General features: G+C 70.9%; 23 protein-coding genes. 15 read left to right on the top strand and 8 right to left on the bottom strand.

The features are described from left to right. Positions 1-11: 11 nt before the first annotated feature. The 4 genes from DEJ48_RS36380 to DEJ48_RS36365 all read left to right on the top strand — a co-directional run bounded on the left by DEJ48_RS36380 (position 12) and on the right by DEJ48_RS36365 (position 5430). On the top strand, positions 12-2459 hold the full coding sequence (locus DEJ48_RS36380; RefSeq protein ID WP_150220368.1) for a KR domain-containing protein: 2448 nt from the start codon (positions 12-14) through the stop codon (positions 2457-2459). Positions 2460-2515: 56 nt separating this feature from the next. Further along, on the top strand, positions 2516-2935 hold the full coding sequence (locus DEJ48_RS39955; RefSeq protein WP_190537800.1) for an ester cyclase: 420 nt from the start codon (positions 2516-2518) through the stop codon (positions 2933-2935). Positions 2936-3010: 75 nt separating this feature from the next. After that, complete coding sequence (locus tag DEJ48_RS36370) at positions 3011-3925, top strand: SDR family NAD(P)-dependent oxidoreductase (RefSeq protein ID WP_150220367.1); 915 nt, start codon at positions 3011-3013, stop codon at positions 3923-3925. Then, the gene (locus tag DEJ48_RS36365) at positions 3922-5430 is read left to right on the top strand and encodes a cytochrome P450 (protein WP_150220366.1); all 1509 of its coding nucleotides are present in this window, start codon (positions 3922-3924) and stop codon (positions 5428-5430) included. The genes DEJ48_RS36370 and DEJ48_RS36365 overlap by 4 nt, the downstream gene beginning before the upstream one ends. Here DEJ48_RS36365 and DEJ48_RS36360 read toward each other — a convergent pair. After that, on the bottom strand, positions 5370-6158 hold the full coding sequence (locus tag DEJ48_RS36360) for an IclR family transcriptional regulator (RefSeq protein ID WP_223832324.1): 789 nt from the start codon (positions 6156-6158) through the stop codon (positions 5370-5372). The two genes, DEJ48_RS36365 and DEJ48_RS36360, sit on opposite strands and share 61 nt — an antisense overlap. Before the next feature lie 260 nt (positions 6159-6418). Continuing rightward, a complete protein-coding gene (locus DEJ48_RS36355) occupies positions 6419-7210 on the bottom strand; it encodes a class I SAM-dependent methyltransferase (protein ID WP_150220364.1) in 792 nt (263 codons plus the stop codon). 72 nt (positions 7211-7282) lie between these two features. On the opposite strand from DEJ48_RS36355, the gene DEJ48_RS36350 reads away from it, so the two are divergent. The 4 genes from DEJ48_RS36350 to DEJ48_RS36335 all read left to right on the top strand — a co-directional run bounded on the left by DEJ48_RS36350 (position 7283) and on the right by DEJ48_RS36335 (position 10703). After that, positions 7283-7792, top strand: coding sequence for a winged helix-turn-helix transcriptional regulator (locus DEJ48_RS36350; RefSeq protein ID WP_150220363.1), 510 nt, complete (start codon positions 7283-7285; stop codon positions 7790-7792). Between the two features lie 170 nt (positions 7793-7962). Further along, complete coding sequence (locus tag DEJ48_RS36345; protein WP_150220362.1) at positions 7963-8658, top strand: type 1 glutamine amidotransferase domain-containing protein; 696 nt, start codon at positions 7963-7965, stop codon at positions 8656-8658. Between the two features lie 3 nt (positions 8659-8661). After that, positions 8662-9228, top strand: coding sequence for a TetR/AcrR family transcriptional regulator (locus DEJ48_RS36340; protein ID WP_150220361.1), 567 nt, complete (start codon positions 8662-8664; stop codon positions 9226-9228). 95 nt (positions 9229-9323) lie between these two features. Beyond that, on the top strand, positions 9324-10703 hold the full coding sequence (locus DEJ48_RS36335) for an aldehyde dehydrogenase family protein (protein WP_150220360.1): 1380 nt from the start codon (positions 9324-9326) through the stop codon (positions 10701-10703). A gap of 82 nt (positions 10704-10785) precedes the next feature. Here the strand turns inward: DEJ48_RS36335 and DEJ48_RS36330 are convergent, their stop codons facing one another. Further along, on the bottom strand, positions 10786-12150 hold the full coding sequence (locus DEJ48_RS36330) for an FAD-dependent oxidoreductase (protein ID WP_150220359.1): 1365 nt from the start codon (positions 12148-12150) through the stop codon (positions 10786-10788). A gap of 152 nt (positions 12151-12302) precedes the next feature. After that, a complete protein-coding gene (locus DEJ48_RS36325) occupies positions 12303-12920 on the bottom strand; it encodes a TOPRIM nucleotidyl transferase/hydrolase domain-containing protein (RefSeq protein ID WP_150220358.1) in 618 nt (205 codons plus the stop codon). Between the two features lie 62 nt (positions 12921-12982). Between DEJ48_RS36325 and DEJ48_RS36320 the strand changes: the two genes are divergently transcribed. After that, entirely contained in the window at positions 12983-13840 is an 858-nt protein-coding gene (locus tag DEJ48_RS36320) for a methyltransferase domain-containing protein (protein WP_150220357.1), read from the top strand. An 81-nt stretch (positions 13841-13921) separates the two neighbouring features. Here DEJ48_RS36320 and katG read toward each other — a convergent pair whose 3' ends face one another. Next, entirely contained in the window at positions 13922-16147 is a 2226-nt protein-coding gene (katG, locus tag DEJ48_RS36315) for a catalase/peroxidase HPI (RefSeq protein WP_150220356.1), read from the bottom strand. Positions 16148-16400: 253 nt separating this feature from the next. Between katG and DEJ48_RS36310 the strand changes: the two genes are divergently transcribed. Together DEJ48_RS36310 and DEJ48_RS36305 are read left to right on the top strand one after the other, a co-directional pair. Next, a complete protein-coding gene (locus DEJ48_RS36310) occupies positions 16401-16826 on the top strand; it encodes a Fur family transcriptional regulator (RefSeq protein ID WP_150220355.1) in 426 nt (141 codons plus the stop codon). After that, entirely contained in the window at positions 16823-18022 is a 1200-nt protein-coding gene (locus tag DEJ48_RS36305; protein ID WP_150220354.1) for a hypothetical protein, read from the top strand. Before DEJ48_RS36310 ends, DEJ48_RS36305 begins: the two co-directional genes overlap by 4 nt. Positions 18023-18064: 42 nt before the next feature. On the opposite strand, the gene DEJ48_RS36300 is transcribed toward DEJ48_RS36305, so the two are convergent. The 3 genes from DEJ48_RS36300 to DEJ48_RS36290 are packed head-to-tail and all read right to left on the bottom strand — an operon-like array spanning position 18065 to position 19562. Next, positions 18065-18700: a hypothetical protein gene (locus tag DEJ48_RS36300; RefSeq protein ID WP_150220353.1), complete on the bottom strand. Its 636-nt coding sequence runs from the start codon at positions 18698-18700 to the stop codon at positions 18065-18067. A gap of 1 nt (position 18701) precedes the next feature. Then, positions 18702-19085, bottom strand: a complete 384-nt coding sequence (locus DEJ48_RS36295; protein ID WP_150220352.1) for a hypothetical protein — start codon at positions 19083-19085, stop codon at positions 18702-18704. A gap of 54 nt (positions 19086-19139) precedes the next feature. Continuing rightward, complete coding sequence (locus DEJ48_RS36290; RefSeq protein ID WP_150220351.1) at positions 19140-19562, bottom strand: secondary thiamine-phosphate synthase enzyme YjbQ; 423 nt, start codon at positions 19560-19562, stop codon at positions 19140-19142. Positions 19563-19664: 102 nt separating this feature from the next. Between DEJ48_RS36290 and DEJ48_RS41180 the strand changes: the two genes are divergently transcribed. From DEJ48_RS41180 to DEJ48_RS36275, 4 genes are all read left to right on the top strand, one after another. After that, a complete protein-coding gene (locus tag DEJ48_RS41180) occupies positions 19665-19748 on the top strand; it encodes a putative leader peptide (protein ID WP_362638461.1) in 84 nt (27 codons plus the stop codon). Between the two features lie 180 nt (positions 19749-19928). Further along, positions 19929-20834, top strand: coding sequence for an ABC transporter permease (locus DEJ48_RS36285; RefSeq protein WP_150220350.1), 906 nt, complete (start codon positions 19929-19931; stop codon positions 20832-20834). Continuing rightward, positions 20807-21694, top strand: coding sequence for an ABC transporter ATP-binding protein (locus DEJ48_RS36280; protein ID WP_150220349.1), 888 nt, complete (start codon positions 20807-20809; stop codon positions 21692-21694). Before DEJ48_RS36285 ends, DEJ48_RS36280 begins: the two co-directional genes overlap by 28 nt. An 81-nt stretch (positions 21695-21775) precedes the next feature. After that, a complete protein-coding gene (locus DEJ48_RS36275; RefSeq protein WP_150220348.1) occupies positions 21776-22822 on the top strand; it encodes an ABC transporter substrate-binding protein in 1047 nt (348 codons plus the stop codon). Positions 22823-22824 lie beyond the last annotated feature (2 nt).

The following is a 22824-nucleotide window of genomic DNA, read 5'->3' as shown; positions in this document are numbered from 1 at the left end:
GGAATTCGATCATGCTGTCCGTACACGAGGCACAGGAAGCACAGAAAGCACAGGAAGCCCGCGACGCACGGACCCGGCCCGCGGGTCAGGTCCCCCCGGACACCGACGCGCCGGTCCAGCCCGTCACCCGCATGGAGTGGCACCTCACCGCCCTGCCGGGCCCCGCGCCCGAACCCTCCGGCCTCGCGGGCATGCGGGTCCTCCTCCTGGGAGGCGACACCGCCGGCACCTCCGACGAAAGCGCCACCGCCGCCGCGGTGGAGCGGGAACTGAGCGCGCACGGAGCTCGCGTGATCCGCGACGGGCGCTCCCACAGCGGGATCGACGCCATCGTCGACCTCACCATGGGCCGGCTGCCGGAGGGCGAGGACCCGGCAGACGCCTGGCGTCGCCCGTTGCTCCGGACGGTCGCGGCGCTGCGCGGGACGTACGACGACTGGGCGGCGGAGACCTCCGCGCGGCGGCTGTTCTACCTGGCCGTCACATATCTGGGCGGCGGGATGGGCCAGCACCCCGACGACGATCTGGCGCAGCCGCTGGGCGGCATCTGGGCCGGCCTGGCCAAGACGCTCCACCGCGAACTGCCCAACTGCAATGCCCGCGTCGTCGACACCAGCCTCGCCGCGGCCGGGGATCTGCCGAGGATCGTCGCCGCCGAACTCGGCCGGACCGGCGAGCTGGAGGTGGGATATCGCGGAAGCCGACGGCTGACGCTGACCCCGATGGCACGGCCCGTGAAGGATCCCGTCCTCGGCCTGGGCGCCGACGACTGCGTGCTGATCTCCGGCGGCGGCCGCGGCATCGGCTGGGAGCTGGCCCGCTCGCTGGCGGACACCTACGGCATGCGCGTCCTGGTGACCGGCCGCGAGGCCCTGCCCACCGGGGACGAGCCGTGGTTCGGGCTGAGCGAGAGCGAACTCAAGTCGTACGAGAAGGGGTTGTGGTCGCAGCGGCGCAAAGGCCGATCGTTGGCCGACATCCGGCAGGACATCGTGCGCACCCGCCGCCTGTGGGAGCTGGCCGCCAACATCACCGGGGCCCGGGCGCGCGGACTGCGCGTCGACTACGCCCGGTGCGACTTCTCCGACCGCGAGCAGGTCCGCGCGCTGGTGCGGCGCGAGGGCGCCGCTCTGACGGGTGTGGTGCACAACGCCGGTGTGGACACGGCGGCCAGGCTGCCCAAGAAGTCGGACGACGAGATCGCACGGACCGTCCACATCAAGATCGCTGGATTCACCCACCTCTTCGCGGAGCTGCGGGGCCACCGCCTCAAGTTCTTCTGCAACGTGGGGTCCCTCACCGGCCGGCTGGGCGGCATGGTCGGCCAGCTCGAGTACGCGGCCGCCAACGAGGGGCTCGCGCGGCTGGGGCGGTGGGCGGGCCGCCTGGCGGAATTTCCCGTGATGACGCTCGCGTGGCCCACCTGGGACCGTATCGGCCTGATCGCCAACTTCTCGGCGACGCTGCGTTACATGACCGCCGTCGATGTCGGCGACGGCCTGGCCAGATGGCGGGCCGAGCTGCTCGCGGGGTCGGACGGCGAGGTCACCTTCGTGGGACCGTTGGGCAGAGCGATGAGTCCCGGTCAGGCCACGGACTACCCGGTCGTACCCGATCTGCCGGGGTTCGCCGGCACGTACCCGAGGATCCACCATCTCGGCGAGGTCACCGCGTACCGGCCCCACGACCGGCTGGTGTCGCGCGTGACGTTCGACCCGGAGACGGCGCCCGTCCTCACGGACTTCACGGTGGGCGGGGTGCCGGCCGTGCCGGTGAGCATGCTGTTGGAGAGCGCGGTGCGGGGCGCGGAGTGGATCGTGCCCGAGGACTTCCCGCAGTTGCGGGTCGGCTGCCTGGAGAAGGTGGTCGTCCCGCTGGAACTCCTGCGCCTGGACTCCGGGACCGCCGTGTGGGAACGAGAGGTGTGCGGCGCCCACGAGGGGCTCGCCTGGGTGGTCACCGTGCGCTTCCGTCGCCCGTCGGACGGCGGGGACGGGCCGGAGGCGAGTCTGCGGGTCGTCCACGACTCGCCCGAGGCACGCTCCTTCGTCCCGCCCCGGTCCGATGCGCCGCGTACGACGACCTGGCGGTCGGGTCGGCCGCTCCTGCGCTGGCGTTCGTCCGTCGTGCCGGTCGCGCTCTGGTCCGAGGAGCCGGACGGCAGACGGGTGGCCGAGGTCCCGGCGTGCCCTCCCAACGACCTGTGGGCCACGCACCACGTACCGCGCACCTCCCTTCCGGTGGGCGCGCTGGAGAACGTGCTCATGGCGTGCGCCAAGCAGAGCAACGGCCTCTCCGTGACTGTCGACCCGCTGACCGTCGGCAGGTTGGCGCTCCACTCCGAGGAACACGGGATGTCCGTCGTCGAGGGCGACCCGATCCTCGGCATCTGGAAAGTGCGGCGCCGGGACTCGGGGGCGCCGGTCATGACCGTCTCGGGCCTCACCGGGCCGCTTTGATCCGACTCGACCGTCCACACATCAGAGATCACATCAGAAGTTCTGGAGAGGAAAACATGTCGACCCTGCAGGAGAACAAGGCCGTACTGGAGCGCTACTACGAGGAGTGCCTGAACAAGGGCAACCTCGACGTCATCTACGAGGGCGCGGGCGACGACCACATCAGTCACGGCACCGCGCCGAACGGCAAGGAGGGCGTGGAACACCTCAAGGAGTGGGTGCGGCTCCAGCGCGCCTCGTTCCCCGACCTGCACGTGACGGTCGACGACTGGATCCTGGAGGGCGACAAGGTCGTCAGCCGGTTCACCGCGCGGGGCACCCACACCGGAGAGCCCTACGAGGGCGTACCGGCCCAGGGGCGTGCGTTCGCGGTGAGCGGCATCGTCATCGACGAGTTCAAGGACGGCCTGATCGTGGAGAGCTGGTTCTCCCTCGACGGACTCGACCTGGCCAAGCAGCTCGGCGCGCTGGGCTGACCGGGCGGCCCCGGCGCCTGTGGGCGCCGGGGCCCGACCTATGACGAATGGGCGAGTCCAGAGAAGGAGATTCTGATGACGGCACAGCTCCCCGTACTGATCACCGGTTGTTCCTCGGGTATCGGCCGGGCCACCGCCCTGCGGATGCACCGGTCGGGGATGCTCGTCTACGCCACGGCGCGGCGGCCCGAGACGCTGAAGCCGCTGGCCGACGACGGCATCCGCACCCTGCCCCTGGACGTCACCGACGAGGCGAGCATGCGGTCCGCGGTCGACGCCGTCGAGGCGGCGCACGGGTCGGTCGGAGCCCTGGTGAACAGCGCCGGGTACGCCCTCTCGGGAGTCGTGGAGGAGGCCGGCCTCGACGACATGCGTCGGCAGTTCGAGACCAATGTCTTCGGGCTGGCCAGGCTCAGTCAGATGGTCCTGCCCGCGATGCGCGCCGCGCGCAGCGGCACCATCGTCAACATCTCGTCGATCTTCGGCCGTTACGCGGTGCCCGGTGGGGGCTACTACCAGGCGTCCAAGCACGCGGTCGAGGCGCTGAGCGACGCGCTGCGCCTGGAGACGGCCGACTTCGGCGTCCGCGTCGTCCTCATCGAGCCGGGTCCCGTGCGCACGACGGAGTTCGGGACCACGTACGTCGCCAACTTCAAGCCCGTGAGCGAGGACTACGCGGAGTTCCGTCGGCGTACGGCCGAGTACTTCGACGCGATCTACACCGGCAGCCGGCGCACCTTGGCGGGCACCTTCACGATCCAGGCCGACGATGTCGCGCGGGTCGTGGAACGTGCCGTGCGCAGCGGGCGCCCGCACGCCCGTTACCCCGTCGGTTTCCTGGCCCGCAGCACCATCGCGCTGCGTCGTCTCGCGCCCGACGTCGTCTTCGACAACCTCTTCGTGCGGCGCGCCTTTCCCGTGCCGCGGAGACTCGACCGCCAGGCGGCGCCCGCCCCTTCGCACCTCCGACAGCAGGGAGAATCTCGATGACGACCACCGCATCCGCCGACTCGCCGCTCGCCTTCGCCACCGCGGTCGGCGCCACGGCTCCCGGCCCCAAGGGGGCGCCTCTGGTGGGCAGTCTCAGCTCCTGGCGGCGCAACACCGCCGAGTTCCTGCTGGGGCTGCAGCGCGACTACGGCGAGGTGGTGCGGCTGCGCCTCGGGCCGATGACGGTGCATCAGGTCACCGGTCCCGAAGCGGTGCACCAGGTGCTGGTGAAGAACCACGGGAACTACGTCCGCGGCCCGCTGTACGAGCAGTTCGGCGTGGTGATGGGAAAGGGCCTGCTCACCACGGACGGCGAGTACTGGCGGAGCCATCGCCGTGCGGTGCAGCCGGTGTTCTCGAAGCACGCCGTGCCCGACATCATCCCGAACATCGTCCGGGCGACCGGCGAGATGCTCGACGAGTGGGAGGGCAAGGCGGCGCGCGGCGAACCCGTCGACCTGATGACCGAGATGCTGCGGCTCACCCTGGTCACCCTCAGCCGTTCCCTGTTCGCGTACGACATCAAACCGTCGTCGCGGGTGCTCAAGCAGATCGTCGACGACGTGGTCGAGGTGATGTTCCGCCGCGGCACGCTCTCCGAGATGCTGCCGTCCTGGCTGCCGACCGACCGCAAGCAGAAGATCGCCCGTATCCACCACGTGTTCGACAAGATCGTGGCCGATGTGCGCAAGAGCCACGCGGAGACCGGCGAGGGCCCGCTGATGGCCCTGATGGAACAGGCCAAGGACCCCGTCACCGGCGAGCCCTGGACCGATCAGCAGATCCGTGACGAGCTGCTGACCATCTACCTCGCGGGTCATGAGACGACCGCGGTGTCGCTCTGCTGGACCCTGCTCTCCATCGCCAACCACCCCGCGGTGCAGGAGGAACTGGACAGTGAGATCGACCAGGTCCTGGGAGGCGGGCTGCCGGACGCCGAGAACACCGAAGCCCTCGCGTACACCCGGATGGTGGTGGACGAGAGCCTGCGGATGCACCCGCCGATCTGGATCTTCCCGCGGGCCGCTGTCGGCCCGGACACTCTGGACGGCTATGCGATCGAGGCGGGCTCCTCGATCCTCCTCTCGCCGCTGGTGTCCCACCACAACCCGCGCCATTGGGAGAACCCCCTGGCCTTCGACCCCACCCGCTTCACGCCCGAGGCCGTACGGGAACGCCCGCGCATGGCGTACCTCCCCTTCGGGGCCGGACCGCGCCAATGCGTCGGAAACACCATGGCGCTGCTGGAACTGCGGACCATCGTGGCCATGATCAACCAGCGGTTCAAGGTCAGCATGATCCCCGGCGACTCGCTGGGGTACGGGTCGCCGGTGATCTCGCTCAGGCCGCTCAAGGACGTGATGGTGCGGCTGACCTCCCGCGAGCGCACGTCCGGGGCGGCATCACGGACTCCCGTGGTCCCGCGGGCCGCCGCGGTCAGCCGTCAGAGGTGCCCGCGGGCAGCCGGAACCCTGGAGGACCAGGCCCCGGAGTCGCTCGCCTGAGTGAAGCGCGCGGCGGCCCCCATGACGGCCTGGACGCAGGCGGCGGGCCGTCGTGGCCCGGCGCCCTCGGGCCTGAGAACCAGGACGGACCCCATCACGAGACCGTCCCAACTGACGGGAGCGGCCCAGCCGTTCCAGCCGCGGGCCCACTCCTCGCTCTCGACGGCGTACCCCGACTGCCGGATGTCCTGGAGCGACGTGCGCAGCTCGCCGTCGTCGCGGTAGGCACCGGGGCCCGCCTCCCCGGGCGGCGGTTCGGCCAGCACCTGGTCCTGGATGACCTCGGGCAGGTGGGCGAGGATCGCCCGGCCGCAGGCGCCGGTGCGCAGCGACTGGGAGATGGAGAGCAACGCGCGGTGTCCGATGCCCAGTTCGGTGAGGTCGGAGTCGCCCACGGCCATGTCGAGGCACTGCTTCCTGGCGCCTCCGAAGGGGGCGAGGACGAACAGGAACACCAGGCCGCCGTCGGTCTCCTCACGCAGTTCCTCCAACGCCGCGTGCGCCACCGCGGCGTTGGGTTCGTGCATCAGCGCCTTCAGGCCGAGCCGCGCCGCTCCGGAGCCGAGCCGGTACAGGCCGCGCGACTCCCGTACGAACGTGCCGTCGTGGACACCGGACTGCAGGATCCGGTGGACCGTGGAGTCGTCGAGACCGGTCGTCTCGGCGAGTTCGCCGGGGCCGTGCGCCGGCCCGCCGAGCTCGGTGAAGGCCCGTTGGACCCTGAACACCCGGGCAGCGTGGACGCTTCCGCCCTGGGCAGCGGATCTTGTCACCGTTTTCCCCTTCCCCGTCGACCACGCGGCCGGGCCTCACGGCCCGTACCGCGTCGCGCCGCGAGCATGGATCGCCCCGACGCGGCCCCATGGTTCCGCACGCAGCCGCCGCAGCACCGTCCGGAGCCCGAACACCCCGTTCTTCCGTCGTGCCTCGAGGCGGACGCGTGCGTTTCTCGAGGCGGACCGTGCGCGTCTCGAGCGTTTCCGCTCGCTCAGGCTCCCCGGCCCCCTGGCTCTCCCTGGCTCGCCTGCGGGCGGGCGTGGCCCAGATAGGTGACGACGGGCTTGCCCTCGGGTTCCAGCACGAAGTCGGTCATCCGCGGGATCGCCTCGTCGGTGATCTTTCCGCCGCGGCGGGCGATGGTGGCGCGGACCAGGCCGACCACGCTCTTGGGCTTGAAGGAGCAGATGTCCTCGTTGCGCAGGCCGTGCGCGGCGAGCGCGGCCGCGATCTCCTGCGGGGTGCGGAACCGATCGTTCGTGTAGCGGTCGCCGGGCATGATCCGGGTGAGCGGCAGGGACTGGAAGGCACCGAGGTAGATGAGGCGGGACACGGGCGTCCTGTTGACCGTGTCGTAGAAGAGGACACCGTCGGGGAGCAGCAGCTCGGAGGCGCGTGCCACGACCGCGTCGAGATCGCCGGTGATCTCGAAGGTGTCCGTGCAGAAGACGACGTCGAAGCGCCGGCCGGAGAGGCCGGGATCCTCGGCGGGCGCCGTCACGTACTCGACGGATTCGTCACCCGCGGCCTGTCGGGCAAGGTCGGTCGCCCGGGCTGCGGGATCCAGGGCGACGACGTCGAAGCCGAGTCCGGCGAGCCCGCGCGCGAGGAGGCCCCGCCCGCTCCCGATGACCAGGGCGCGGCGCCCGGCCGGGTCCACACCGAGCCGCTGGAGGACCGTCGTCAAGTACTCCATGCGCACCTGCTGAAAGGTGAGGGCCCGGATGTGCCGGCCGTCGACCGCGTCAGGTGCGAGCGAGTTGAGTTCGATGAGCGGAGCCATGACACCCTCCCGATTGGTTCCCTTAGGGAACCCAACTCTAGTGTCTTAAGGGAACTCGGATAGCCTCGAGGGGTGACCCGAACCTCCCTCACCGACGTGGCCTGCTCGATCGCCCGGGCGACCGACCTGTTCGCCGACGCATGGACGGCGCTGATCATGCGGGACGTCCTGATGGGCGTCACGCGCTTCGATGACATCGCCCACGACTTGGGCATTTCGCGCAAGGTGCTCGCGGCGAGACTCTCGCGGCTGGTGGAAGAGGGCGTCCTGCGGCGTGAGCGCTACCAAGACCATCCGCCGCGCGAGCACTACGTGGCGACGGAGAAGGGCGCGGACCTGTATCCGGTACTGCTCGCCCTGATGCGGTGGGGGGACCGCTGGCAGAGCGGCGGGTCCGGGCCGCCCCTGCGCCTGCACCACGTGGAGTGCGGGCACGACACGGAGCCGGTGACGGTGTGCGCGCGCTGCGGCGGCGCGCTCACCGTCGACAACACCACCCACCTGCCCGGGCCGGGCGGCCGCGTCGGTCCGGGCACCCGGGTGGTCGGCCCGCTGGTCGCGGGGCGGCGGCAGGCCGACTGAACGGCCGCGGAGGCCGCCATTGGTTTTCCGATACCTCCTATTCGTTTTGTCATTGGCTCCCTATGTCCGATGGATTTACGTTGGGGACATCGCCGTCCTGACGTTCTGCACCCAGAACGTCAGACCGACCGCCCGACCACCCCGCCCATCCCGTTCATCGGAGGCCCCCCATGTCGAAGATCCTGTTCGTAGTCACCGGCGTCGACCACTGGACCCTGGCCGACGGAACCCGGCATCCGACCGGGTTCTGGGCCGAGGAGGCCGTCGCGCCGTACGAGGCGTTCAAGGCCGCAGGCCACGAGATCGTCGTCGCCACGCCCGGCGGCGTCGTCCCCACCGTCGACGGCGGCTCCCTCGCTCCCGAGGTCAACGGCGGACAGGAAGGCGCCGAAAAGGTCGCCGCCTCGCTCGCCGCGTTCACCGAGCCCCAGCACCCGGTCAAGCTGGCGGAGGTGAACCTCGACGACTACGCCGCCGTCTTCTACCCCGGCGGCCACGGCCCCATGGAAGACCTCGCCGTCGACGCGGAGTCCGGCAGGCTGCTCACCACCGCCCTGGAGTCGGGCAAGCCGCTCGGCATCGTCTGCCACGCCCCCGCCGCGCTCCTGGCCGCCGTCTCCGCCGACGGCCTGCCCTCGTTCGCGGGCTACCGCCTCACCGGCTTCACCAACGCCGAAGAGACCCAGGCCGGCCTCGCCGACCGGGCGAAGTGGCTGCTCCAGGACCGCCTGGTGCAGGGCGGCGCCGACTTCCAGGAGGGCGAGCCCTGGGCCCCGCACGTGGTCGTCGACCGCAACCTCGTCACCGGCCAGAACCCCGCGTCCTCCGCGCCGCTCGCCGTCGAGCTGCTCGGGAAGCTGGCCTGAGTCATGGGCACCGACCGGCTCGACGAGGTCCTCGACGCCGCCTACGACTGCCTCACGCGGTACGGCGCGCGACGCACCACGATGGACGACATCGCCTCCGCCATGGGCGTGTCCCGGTCCGCCGTCTACCAGTACGTGCGCGGCAAGGACGACGCCTTCCGCAGGCTCGCCGGACGCCTCCACGAGCAGGCGCTCCGGCGGGCCAGAGAGGCCGCCACCGCCGACGCCCCGTACCCGGAGAGACTGCACGGCGTCCTGGCCGCCAAGCTCGACCTCGTCCTCCAGCTCGCCGGAGACTCCCCGCACGGCGCGGAGCTGCTCGACGGGAAGGCCCGTCTCTTCGGGGACATCTGCACGGCGTTCACCGGGGAGCTGCGCGAGGTGCTGACCGGCCTGTTCAGCGAGGCGGGCACGGTCGCGGGCGCCACGCCCGGCGAGGCCGCCGACATCTGCGTGGCGCTGGTCGTCGGCCTGGAGGGGGCGCCCGAGCCCCGCGGGCTGCTGGCCCCGGCCACCGAGGCCCTCGCCGTCGGCCTGCTCGGCACGGCGGCCCCGGCACGGGACGGATGACGCACCACGGGCAACTCGTAACGCATGAGGCGTCACGCGTCACGCATCACCAAGAACACACCGCACCGCACCAAGTACTCCTGAGGATTTCCCGCATGACCAGCACAACCACCACGCCCAGCACGACCAGCACCACCCCCGACGCCGCCCTCACCGACCGGACCGCCGCCCTGGTCGCCCGGCTCCGCGCCGCCTTCGCCACCGGCCGCACCCGGCCCCTCGCCTGGCGTCAGGAGCAGCTGACCCGGCTGCGCGCGCTGTTCACCGAGAACCGCGAGGCCATCGCCGACGCCCTCCACAGCGACCTGCACAAGCCCCGCCCCGAGGCGTACGGCGCCGAGGTCGACCTGCCCGTGCACGAGATCGACCACACGCTGGCGCACCTCGCACAGTGGCTGGAGCCGCAGCGGCTCGACCAGGCCTCCCTCGCCGGACTGCCCGAGGGGTCCACGGCCGGCACGCAGTACGAGCCGCTCGGCACCGTGCTGGTCATCGCCCCGTGGAACTACCCGGTCCAGCTCTCCCTCGTACCGGTCGCCGGAGCACTCGCCGCGGGCAACACCGTGGTCCTCAAGCCGAGCGAACTCGCCCCGGCGACCTCGGAGTTGATGGCGCGCCTGGTACCCGAGTACCTGGACCCCGCGGCCGTCGCGGTCGTCGAGGGCGGCATTCCCGAGACCACGGCACTGCTCGCCGAGCGCTTCGACCACATCTTCTACACCGGCAACGGCACGGTCGGCCGCATCGTGATGCGCGCCGCCGCCGAGCACCTCACGCCCGTGACCCTGGAACTGGGCGGCAAGTCGCCGGTGTTCGTCGACCGTGACGCCGACGTCGCCACCGTCGCCGCCCGGCTGGCCGACGCCAAGTTCCGCAACGCCGGGCAGACCTGCGTCGCGCCGGACTACGTCCTGACCGACCCGGGCACCGCCCGCGCCCTCGCAGGCGCGCTCGCGGAGGCCGTGGAGCGTCTCTTCGGCGCGGACCCGCAGTCCTCACCGGCGTACGGGCGGATGGTGAACGAGCGGCACTTCGACCGCGTGAGCGCCCTGCTCGATTCGGGTACGACGGTGTTCGGCGGGCGGACCGACCGGGGCGACGTGTACATCGCGCCGACCGTCCTGACCGGCGTGACGGCGGACGACCCCGTCATGGCCGAGGAGATATTCGGCCCGGTCCTGCCCATCGTGGAGGTCGCGGACCTGGACGAGGCCATCGCGTTCATCAACGACCGCGACAAGCCGCTGGCCCTGTACGGCTTCACGGAGAACGAGACGACCCGGCACCGCCTCGCCACCGAGACCTCGTCCGGCGGACTGGGCTTCGGACTGCCGATGGCCCATCTGCGCGTGTCCGACCTGCCGTTCGGCGGGGTCGGCGAGAGCGGCATGGGCAGTTATCACGGCCCGCACTCCATCGCCGCGTTCAGTCACCGCCGCGCTCGCTTGGACGTGCCGCTCAGCACAGGCAAGTAGCCCTACAGCAGTGTGCGCAGGCGAGTTGAGGAGGGAGACCCACCAACTCGCCTGCGCACACAGGGGTTCACACCGCGGAGCGTTACGCGCCGCTCGCCTTCAGCATGTCCTCGCGCTCGACGATCTTCACGCGCTCACGGCCGTGCGGCTCGCCGAGGGACTTCTCCGCGGCGTCGAGGCGGTACCAGCCGTCCCACGTGGTGAAGCGGACGTTGCGCTCACCGAGGAAGGCGTCGACGGCCTCCGGCTCCGGCGACGCGGGCGTGTGCAGTCGGCCGTTCTCACGGTCGTCGAGGAGGCTCGCGACGGTCTCGTTGGCGTCGCCCTTGGTGTGGCCGATGAGGCCGACCGGGCCGCGCCGGATCCACCCGGTGACGTAGGTCGACCGGAGGTGCTCGCCGGACTCCTCGATCACCCGGCCCGCCACGTCCGGAACCGTGCCGGACGCGACGTCCCAGGGCAGCTTGGGCAGTTCGTCGGAGAGGTAGCCGACGGCGCGGTAGACCGCCCCGAGGTCCCAGTCCTTGAACTCGCCGGTGCCCTCGACGTTCCCGGTACCGTCGAGGGCGGTGCGCTCCGTGCGCAGGCCGACGACCTTGCCGTCCTCGCCGAGGATCTCGACGGGCGACTCGAAGAAGTGCAGGAACAGCTTGTGCGGGCGGTCGCCGACGTCGCGGATCGCCCAGTTCTCCAGGGTCTTGGCGACCATGTCGGCCTGCTTGTTGCCGCGCCGGGTCGCGATCGAGCCGTCGTCGTAGTCGATGTCCTCGGGGTCGACGATGACCTCGATGTTCGGCGAGTGGTCCAGCTCGCGCAGCTCCATCGGGCTGAACTTCGCCTGCGCGGGGCCACGGCGGCCGAAGACGTGGACCTCCAGCGCCTTGTTGGCCTTGAGCCCCTCGTGGACGTTCGCCGGGATCTCGGTCGGCAGCAGTTCCTCGGCGGTCTTGGCGAGGATGCGGGCGACGTCGAGCGCCACGTTGCCGACGCCGAGGACGGCGACCTTCTCGGCCTCCAGCGGCCAGGTGCGCGGCACGTCGGGGTGCCCGTCGTACCAGGACACGAAGTCCGCGGCTCCGTACGAGCCGTCGAGGTCGATGCCGGGTATGTCGAGCGCGCGGTCGGCGGTGGCGCCCGTGGAGAAGATCACGGCGTCGTAGAAGCTGCGCAGGTCGTCCAGGCTGATGTCGCGCGGGTAGTCGACGTTGCCGAAGAGGCGGATCTGGGGCTTGTCGAGCACCTGGTGCAGGGCCGTGATGATGCCCTTGATGCGGGGGTGGTCCGGGGCGACGCCGTAACGGATCAGGCCGAACGGCGCCGGCATCCGCTCGAAGAGGTCGATCGACACACCCGGCTCGACCGCCACTGCGGACTTGAGCAGCGCGTCGGCGGCGTAGATACCGGCGGGGCCGGCTCCGACAATGGCTACCCGCAGAGGGCGAGGCATGTTGGGGTTCCCTTCGAGCGGTGATGGAGTGACTCGAGGGAAAGCCTAAACTAAGGCAAGCCTAAGTAAGTAGGCGGGTCTGATTTATGACCTCATAAGGCAGCCTTATGTCTCCCATCATATCCGCTTGGGTCCTGTGCCAGGTCCACGCTTCACACGCTCGCGAGGAGTCCTTCGAGCGGGGCGGGCACTTCTCCGGGGGCGAGGGCCTCCGTCAGCAGACCGCCGTAACGGATCTTGCGTCCCTTCTTGGTGCCGAGGAAGCGCCGCAACTGCTGGTGACGCGGCGTGCCCTGGTGGGCGGGCTGCCGCTGCAGAGTCTGCCAGGCCCGAAGGTCGCCCTCGTCCCGGACGATCTCCTCGACCCTCGCCGTGCCCAGCGCGCGGATGAGCTCGTCCTCCAGGTCCGCGGCGCAGACATAGATGTCCCGCCGCGACGCCCCGGCCCGCTCGAGACCGCGATCGTAGAAACCCTGCTCGCGCACGTCGCACAGCCCCGTCAGGCGCAGGCCGAGACCGGGCGGCCCGAGCAGCCCGGCGTACCGCCCGACGCTCATCGCCCCGCCCATCGGTACGACGCACACTCCCTCGGCGGCGAGATCCCGCCCCCGCCGCGCGGCCAGCGCGTCGACGGCCGCGAGGTCGCTGGGCCCCTCCAGCAACACGGCGGTCCGCAGCCCCAGCCGCGCCGCCAGATCACTCGCGGGCCCACCGGGACCACCCGCCGCCCAGTCGCCGACCGCGTCCCTGAACGCCCACATGTCCGCCATGGGAACGAGTCTGCACGTCGGCCGCCCGGCACGGCACCGAATATCGGCGGGACAATCGCCCCATGACAGGCTCCACACCCACATCCGACACCCCCGCCGGCCCTGCCGGCCGCGACACCCCCATCGACCACGGCTATCTCCTGGACAACGCGCGTTCCGAGGCGGGCATCCGTTTCGACGCGCTGAGCGAGCTCTTCGACCCGGTGACCTTCCGGCACGTCGAGGCCTTGGGCATCGCTCCGGGGTGGAAGTGCTGGGAAGTCGGGGCGGGCGGGCCCTCCGTGGTGACGTGGCTGGCCGACCGGGTCGGCGGTACGGGCCGGGTGCTGGCGACCGACATCGACACCTCCTGGGCCTCCGGGGCCGCGGGAGACGTCGTCGAGGTCCGTCGCCACGACGTGGGCCGGGACGACCCGCCGGTGACCGGCTACGACTTCGTGCACGCGCGGCTGGTCCTGGTCCACGTGGCCGACAGGGAGCGGGCCCTGCGCTCGATGGTCTCCGCGCTGCGGCCAGGCGGATGGCTGCTCCTCGAGGACGCGGATCCGGCGTCTCAGCCACTGATCTGCCTGGACGAGTACGGACCCGAGCAGGTACTGGCCAACAGGCTGCGCACCGGGTTCCGTTCCCTGCTCGCGACCCGCGGGGCCGACCTGTCCTACGGCCGCAGACTCCCCCGCCTGCTGCGGGAGTCGGGCCTCACCGACGTCACCGCGGACGCCTACTTCCCGATCACGTCCCCGGCCTGCGACGTCCTGGAGGCGGCGACGGTGCGGCACATCCGCGCACAGCTGGTCTCGGCGGGGCTCGCCACCGACGAGGAGATCGACCGGCATCTCGACAACGTCACGTCGGGCCGCCTCGACCTCGCCACAGCACCCTTGGTATCCGCGAGGGGCCGACGCCCGACGTGGTGGTGATCGGCCGGGCCCGGCGCGTCCAGAGGGCCATCCTGGGCGCGCCGGTCAGTCAGCCGAGCCACCGTTCAACCGGCGCTCGTGTCACGCGACATCGAACCGGTCCAGCTCCATGACCTTGACCCACGCCGCGACGAAGTCACGTACGAACTTCTCCTTCGCGTCGTCGCTCGCGTAGACCTCGGCGAGCGCGCGGAGCTCGGAGTTGGAGCCGAAGACCAGGTCGGCGCGGGTGCCGGTCCACGTGACGGCGCCGGAGGCGTCGCGGGCCTCGAACGTGTCCTGTGCCTCGGACGTCGACTTCCACTCCGTGTCCAGGTCGAGCAGGTTCACGAAGAAGTCGTTGGTGAGGGTGCCGGGGCGGGCGGTGAGGACGCCGAGCTTCGAGCCCTGGTGGTTGGCGCCGAGGACGCGCAGACCGCCGACGAGGACGGTCAGCTCCGGGGCGCTCAGGGTCAGCAGGTTCGCCTTGTCGAGCAGCAGGTACTCGGCGGGCAGACGGTTGCCCTTGCCGACGTAGTTGCGGAACCCGTCCGCGGCCGGCTCGATCTCGGCGAACGACTCCACGTCGGTCTGTTCCTGCGTCGCGTCGACGCGGCCCGGCGTGAAGGGCACCTCGACGGCGAACCCGGCGTCCTTGGCGGCCTGCTCGACGGCGGCGCCGCCCGCGAGCACGATCAGGTCGGCGATCGAGACCTGCTTGCCGTCCGTGCGGGACGAGTTGAAGGACTCCTGGATGCCCTCCAGGCCGCGGAGGACCGTCGCCAGCTCGTCGGGGTTGTTGACCTCCCAGCCGCGCTGCGGCTCCAGACGGATCCGCGCGCCGTTCGCGCCGCCGCGCTTGTCGCTGCCGCGGAAGGAGGACGCGGCGGCCCACGCCGTGGACACGAGCTGCGACACCGACAGATCCGAGGCGAGGATCTGCTCCTTGAGAGCCGTGACGTCCGCGGCGTCGATGCTCTCGTACGTCACCTCGGGCAGCGGGTCCTGCCACACCAGCGTCTCGCTCGGGACCTCCGGGCCGAGGTAGCGCACGATCGGGCCCATGTCTCGGTGCGTCAACTTGAACCAGGCGCGCGCGAACGCGTCCGCGAACGCGTCGGGGTCCTCCTTGAAACGACGCGAGATCTGCTCGTAGACCGGGTCGAGCCGGAGCGACAGGTCGGTCGTCAGCATCGTCGGCGCGTGCTTCTTCGTCGCGTCGAAGGCGTCGGGGACGGTGCCCGCGCCCGCGCCGTCCTTCGGCCGCCACTGGTGCGCGCCCGAGGGGCTCTTGAACAGCTCCCACTCGTAGCCGAAGAGGATCTCGAAGAAGCTGTTGTCCCATGTGGTGGGGGTGTCGGTCCAGATGCCCTCGAGCCCACTGGTGATCGCGTCGGCTCCGACGCCCGTGCCGTGCGTGCTCCGCCAGCCCAGGCCCATCTGCTCCATGGGCGCGGCCTCGGGGTCGTCGCCGACCGCGTCGGCCGGGCCCGCGCCGTGGGTCTTGCCGAAGGTGTGGCCGCCCGCGATGAGGGCGACGGTCTCCTCGTCGTTCATCGCCATCCGGCGGAACGTCTCACGGATGTCGCGGGCCGCGGCGATCGGGTCCGGATTGCCGTTGGGGCCCTCGGGGTTGACGTAGATGAGGCCCATCTGGACCGCGCCGAGCGGGTTCTCCAGCTCGCGGTCGCCGGTGTAGCGCTCGTCGCCGAGCCAGTCGGTCTCGGGGCCCCAGTAGACGTCCTCGTCGGGCTCCCACACGTCGGCGCGGCCGCCGCCGAAGCCGAAGGTCTTGAGGCCCATCGTCTCCAGGGCGACGTTGCCGGTGAGGATCAGGAGGTCGGCCCACGAGAGCGACTGGCCGTACTTCTTCTTGACCGGCCACAGCAGTCGGCGGGCCTTGTCGAGGCTGGCGTTGTCCGGCCAGCTGTTGAGCGGGGCGAAGCGCTGCTGGCCGGCGCCGGCGCCGCCGCGGCCGTCGCTGATGCGGTACGTGCCGGCGCTGTGCCACGCCATGCGGATCATGAACGGGCCGTAGTTGCCGAAGTCGGCGGGCCACCAGTCCTTGGAGGTCGTGAGCACCTCGGCGATGTCCCGCTTCACGGCGGGCAGGTCGAGGGTCTTGAACGCCTCGGCGTAGTCGAACTCCTCACCGAGCGGGTTGGCCACGGCGGGGTTCTTCGCCAGGATCTTCAGGTTGAGCCGTTCCGGCCACCACTGCCGGTTTCCACCGCCCTGCGTCGGGTGCGGCGCGCGGTGCACCACCGGGCAGCCGCCCGTCTCCTCCGGTTTGGGGTCGGTGACGATCGCGTCGTGGTTCTCGGTCATGTGGGAATCCTTCCGGAGGGGCGGATCGCGGTGCTCAGGAGCTGAGGGTGGTGGTGCGGGTGCACGCGCGGGTCGGAAGGCGATCCGGTGACGTGAGGTGTTCCGGTGAAGTCACGTGTGATTTCCTGCCGTTGCCCTGACCCTTGGCTGCCAGCCGGATCCGATCCTACGATGGACGAAATCCAAGTCAATACGACAGACAGGCGCACGCGTATTCATTCGCGAGGACTCTGCACAGTGAGGGTTGGTGGCCATGAGTGACCTGCTGCAACGGCTCCGCGGACGCGGCTGGCGGATGACCGCCCAGCGCCGCGTGGTCGCCGAGGTGCTCGCCGGCGAACACGTCCACCTGACCGCCGACGAGGTGCTCGCCCAGGCCACCGCCAGGCTGCCGGAGATATCCCGCGCTACCGTCTACAACACGCTCGGCGAACTCGTCCTGCTCGGCGAGGTGATCGAGGTGACCACGGACGGCCGCGCCAAACGCTACGACCCCAACGCGCACCGCCCGCACCAGCACTTGGTGTGCTCGGGCTGCGGCACGATCCGCGATGTCCACCCCTCCGGTGACCCCCTGAGCGACCTGCCGGACTCCGAACGGTTCGGTTACGCGGTCTCCGCGGCGGAGGTGACGTATCGGGGGCGGTGCCCGGGATGCGCGACGGAACAAGGGCCGTGACGAAGGAGCCGAGCCGGGCCCTCCGATTTCTCTGGGACGTACAGGCGGAGGTGGCCACCGCGCGGGGCAAGAGGGGCTTCGACGCGGAGCGTGCCGCCTCCCTCATGCATGTGGCCGTCGACAAGATGAACCTCGAAGGGTTCCCGGGTCCTCGCGGCGACGTCCTCGACCGCTTCCGTAATCCGCCTGCGCACTGGCCCCCGGCGGGGCCGCACGAAGACCGCGGGATCCACCAGTTGATCCACTCGCTCGCCGACACGGTCGAGGAACACCTCACCGGCCCCTTCGCCCGGCCGGTCCTCGGCTCGCTCGCCACCGGCGAGATCAACGCGGTCACCCTGCGCGTGCCGGGCTCGTCCGAGCACATCGTGCTGTTCGAGGACGAACTGCCCACCTATCTTCTGCTGTTCAGCAAGGCTGTCGCCTATGCCCTCCCGAAGGCGGGTGACGGACAGACCGCCTTCGCCCGCAGCCAGGACCGGGTGCGCGACATCGTCGAGAACTCGCCCGAAGCACTCCTCCGGTTCAGGGAGGTCGTGCTGGCCTATCTGCTGCACGGCTCCCCGAACCGGGCACCGCAGTACTTCGCGCCGAGCAGGATCAACCACACGGCCGTCCACCTGCTCCACGCGATGGAATGCTTCGTGCTCGGCCACGAGTACGGCCACATCGCGGCCGGCCATCTGTCCGAGAAGGTCGGCCGACGGCGGCTGCTCGGGGACGAGGACCTGGAGTTCGACGAGGTCGAATGGTCCTGGCAGCAGGAGTTGGTGGCGGATCAGCTCGGCTGGCGGGCCGCGCTTTTGACCACGTCGTCGGAGGAGGAACCCAGCCTCTACGGCCACATCGGCGCCGAACTGTTCCTCTTGGCGTGCGAGGTCCTGGAGAACGCCCGGAACCTGTTCACGACGGGGGCCGAGGCACCCGACGCGTCCGCGGGCACCCACACCCACGCCGACGCCGACGCCGACGCCGACGCCGACGCCGACGAGCGGAACGGCTCGCACCCCCCTGCCTGGTTGCGCCGCGAGATGCTGCGCGAAACCCTGACGAATACCTTCACTGAGGACTCCGACCTGTACGTCGAAGCAGCGCAGAGCATCGAGGAAACTGTCGCCGTGCTGTGGGAGCACACGGCACCCCTCGTGGAAGAACTGCGCCGCACCGGCCACACGCCGGACGCCCGTTGGACCTGACACCTGACCGTCCCGAACCACGAGACCCGGGCGACCTGCCTCTCACCGCTTGGGACAGCCCCCGGGCACCGGCTTGGCCGAGACAACACGGGACAGCTGAATCCGCCGCTCCTCGGCTCCGCTCACCCGGATCCGCACGAACTTCTCATCCATGGAGAGGAGTTCGCCGCAGCGTGCGGTGCCCGATGTCTCCACCACCCGGAAGCCCGGCGCGGCGACCCGCTCTCCGTACCAGGTCAGTCCGACGGCAGCCGTCACCGCCGCGAGCGCCGTGAAGCCCGCGACGATCGCACGCCGCAGATCGGTCACGGCCCGGCGCGTGACGGTCCGCTGTCGGACGAGGAGTTCCTCCAGGGAAGCCTCCGCGAGCCTTCGCCGAGGCATGCCGAAGGCCGCCCGCATGGCGAGGAAGGCGCCGAGTGCGGCGAGCGCCAGGCCGCCGAGCAGCAGGATCCCGACCGTACGACGCGTACCCGCCGTGAGCCCCTGAATGCTGTCCGGGCCCTTGACCACACCGACCGTGGTCAGCAGGGCGAGCAGCGCGGCCAGGCCGTTGCGCCAGCTCTCCGCCTGCTGGCGGACCCTGGACAGCTCCTCGTCGAGCAGGCGGCGCGCCTCCTCGGCCCGCCGTCGTCCGGCCGGGGTGCTCGCCGGTCCGGCCGTGACCCGTATGGCCACCTCACTGCCCCCATTCCACGGTCAGCACCCAGGAGGCGCCGCATCCCGACTCCTCCCCGGCGTCCGGGTGGGCGCCGCCGCACGAGCAGATCACCTCGATGTCGCGCCGACCGCCGCGGGCCGCGGCCCGCCTGAGGGCGCGGGCGAGGAGGCCGCGTCGTCCGGAGCCCGCGCCGAGCATGTCGGAGTAGGCCACGAGCCGTTCCGAGAACACCGTGTGGTGCTCGCAGCGCGGGCAGGGGCCCGACACCACGACGACCTCGGCGAGTTCCTCGCTCGGATGCACTCCGACCGATGCGGTGGCCGCGGCGGCCGCGTTCCACTCCGGCTCCGACACCACCCGGTACGGCAACTCGACCGATTCCTGCTCCGGTGAGCTCTGCATGGCCCCTGCCCCCTTCTCCCGGCTCTCGGTTCGAGAGAACAGGGTGCCTCACCCTCAACCGAGGAACGACAACCGCACCTTCCGCTCCGGATTGTCGACGTTCGTATCGACCAGGCACACCGACTGCCACGTCCCCAGCTCCAGCCGGCCCTCGACGACCGGCAGGGTCGCGTGGGGCGGGACCAGGGCGGGGAGGACGTGGTCGCGGCCGTGGCCGGGGCTCCCGTGGCGGTGCTGCCAGCGGTCGTCCGCGGGGAGCAGCGTGTGCAGCGCGGCGAGCAGGTCGTCGTCGCTGCCCGCCCCCGTCTCCAGTACGGCGATGCCCGCCGTGGCGTGCGGGACGAAGATGTTGAGGAGGCCGTCGCGGCCGTCGGCCGCCTCGCGCAGGAAGGCCTCGCAGTCGGCGGTGAGATCACGGACGACCTCGGTCGATCCGGTGGTGACCTGCAGGACTCGGGTGGTGAACGCATCGGGCATGGGTCCATCCTCCCCCACGCCGGCTCCCATTCCCTGATACCGGGAGTCCGCCTTTCGAGACGCCATTGACCGTGCGCTGACGAAGTGGCTACGTTCTGCCGCATGTTGCGTTCAGCCCTGCTCACCACGCGCGGTCACATCGACCTGCTGCGGGTGGCCTCCTCCGCGTGTCGTCGCGGCCGCTGACGCCCTTTCCCCGCTTTCGCGTTCTCCTCTCTCCCGGTTCCTGCCGTTGAGCAACCCGTGCCGCTCCCGCGTGTCCGCATGCGGGGCCTGAGCTCGGGTCCGGGCTCGGCCTCGCGGTCGAGCCGCCGCCTCGGCCGCCGGTGACCCCGTCACGTCTGCCTCTCCCCCCGTGGAGCCCCCGTGAGCATCAGTCACGCCCCGCCGCATCCATCCTCACCCGACATATCCCCTAAAACGGGTTCTGATCCTGAGCTTGAGACCGGGCCCGAGCCTGAGCCTGAGCTCGAACTCGAAGCCCTCGTCCCCTCCTCCACCCGCCGCGCCCGCGTCCCCCGCTGGCTGCGCCGCACCTCGGGACCGCTCGCGCTGCTCGCGCTCTGGCAGGTCCTGAGCGCCACCGGCGTACTCGCCGGTGACGTGCTCGCCTCGCCCGGGACCGTCGCCCGCGTCGCCGGCGATCTCATCGAGAACGGATCCCTGCAGAACGCGATGGGCGTCTCCCTGCAGCGCGTCGCGCTCGGGCTGCTCTTCGGGACCGTCGTCGGGACGACGCTCGCGCTCGTCTCCGGGCTCTTCCGCATCGGCGAGGACCTCGTGGACGCCAGCGTGCAGATGCTGCGCACCGTGCCGTTCGTCGGGCTGATCCCGCTGTTCATCATCTGGTTCGGCATCGGCGAGGCACCGAAGATCGCGATCATCACGCTCGGTGTCTCGTTCCCGCTCTACCTCAACGTGTACGCCGGGATCCGAGGCGTCGACGCCCAGTTGATCGAGGCCGGGGAGTCGCTCGGCCTGTCGCGGTGGGGCCTCGTGCGGCACGTCATCCTGCCGGGCGCGCTGCCCGGTGCCATGACAGGGCTGCGCTACTCGCTGGGCATCTCCTGGCTCGCCCTCGTCTTCGCCGAGCAGGTCAACGCCGACGCCGGTCTCGGCTTCCTCATGGTCCAGGCCCGCGACTTCCTGCGCACCGACGTGATCGTCGTCTGCCTGGTCGTCTACGCCTTCCTCGGCCTGACGGCCGACTTCGTCGTCCGAACCCTCGAAAGGCTGCTGCTGCAATGGCGACCGACGTTCACCGGCCGGTGACCACGACTGTGCCTTCCGTGCCCTCCGTGTCCTCCGCCGTCCGCGTCGACGGCCTCACCCGCACCTTCGACGGTCGTGCCGTCATCGACGACCTGCACCTCGACGTGCGTCCCGGCGAGTTCGTGGCACTCCTCGGCCGCAGCGGCTGCGGCAAGTCGACACTGCTGCGCATCCTCGCCGGGCTCGACCGTGACATCGAGGGCACCGTGCTCGTGCCGCGCCGCAAGGCCGTCGCGTTCCAGGCGCCCCGGCTGATGCCGTGGAAGCGGGTGTGGCGCAACGTGCTGCTCGGGCTGCCGGGCAGGCCCGACCGGGACGTCGCCGAGCAGGCCCTGACCGAGGTGGGCCTGAAGCACCGCACCAACGCCTGGCCCAAGACCCTGTCCGGCGGCGAGGCCCAGCGCGCCTCGCTGGCCCGCGCGCTGGTGCGCGAGCCTGATCTGCTCCTGCTCGACGAGCCGTTCGGCGCGCTGGACGCGCTGACGCGCATCAAGGCCCAGCGTCTCGTCGACGAGTTGTGGCAGCGGCGCGGATGCGCGGTCCTCCTCGTCACGCACGACGTCGAGGAGGCGGTGCTCCTCGCCGACCGGGTCCTGGTCATGGACGACGGCGTCATCGCGTACGAGACGGAGATCGACCTGGAACGGCCGCGCGGCATCTCCGACCCCCGCTTCGGCGAGCTCCGCGCGGAGCTGCTCGAACGCCTCGGCGTCGAGGCGCCCGCCAAGGGGTCCATCGAGGCGCCCGCCAAGGGGTCCGTCGAGGCGCCCGCCAAGGGGTCCGTCGAGGCGCCCATCGACGTGCCCGCCTCGTCCGCCGAGGAGTCCACCAAGGTGCCCGCCGAAGCCGCCGCCCCCTGATCCCCCCTCTCCCGCTCCCTCTCCCGCTCCCGCTCCACGCACCGCCGCCCGTCCCCACGTACCGAAGCGAACGGAACCGCCATGCGACGACCACGCCCCGCCCCCGCCGCCCTGCTCCTCCCCCTGGCCCTGCTGCTCGCCGCCTGCTCCGGCACCTCGTCCGCCGACAGCTCCATCGGCGGCTCGGGCGGCGGCACCGACGGAAAGGGGTCGTTGACCCTCAACGTCGGCGACCAGAAGGGCGGTTCGGAGGCCGTGCTGCGCGCGGCCGGAGAGCTCGACGACCTCGACTACAAGATCCGCTGGTCCACCTTCACCTCCGGACCGCCGCTCCTGGAGGCCATCAACGCCAAGGCCGTCGACATCGGCGGCATCGGCAACACCCCGCCCGTCTTCGCGGCCGGCGCGGGGTCGAAGATCTCCGTGGTGGCGGCGAGCCACGGCGCGGCCGCCGGTGACACGATCCTCGTGCCGGACGACTCACCGCTGAAGAAGCCGCAGCAGCTGAAGGGCAAGTCCGTTGCCGTGGCGCAGGGTTCGTCCGCGCATTTCAATCTGGTCGCGTCCCTGAAGAAGGCCGGGCTCGACTTCAAGGACGTACAGGTCAAGTATCTGCAGCCGGCCGACGCGCTCGCCGCGTTCACCAGCGGCAAGGTGGACGCCTGGGCCGTCTGGGACCCGTACACCTCGCAGGTCCTGCGGGCGAAGACCGGCCGCGTCCTGACCGACGGCGACGGGCTGTCGAACGGCCTCGCCTTCCAGGCGGCGGCGCCCGGCGCCCTCGCCGACAAGAAGAAGGCCGCCGCGATCTCCGACTACCTGGACCGGCTCCGCAGGGCGCAGGACTGGGTATACAAGCACCCCAAGGCGTGGGCGAAGGTCTGGGCGCGGGACACCGGCCTCCCCTACGAGGTCGCGCTCGACGCCGTCAAGCGCACCAACGGCACCCGCGTCCAGGTGGCCGTGGACAAGAACGTCATCGCGTCCGAGCAGGAGATCGCGGACACCTTCACCGATCTGAAGCTGATCCCGCGCCGCATCGACTTCGGCGACTTCGTCGACACCCGCTTCAACGGCGACCTGCCGCCCTCCACCACCGAGCCGCGCTCGTACCGCAAGGAGTCCTGACC

The sequence above is a fragment of the Streptomyces venezuelae genome, from assembly GCF_008642315.1.
Taxonomy (GTDB): domain Bacteria; phylum Actinomycetota; class Actinomycetes; order Streptomycetales; family Streptomycetaceae; genus Streptomyces; species Streptomyces venezuelae_D.
This window is presented reverse-complemented; position numbering and strand designations above follow the sequence as displayed.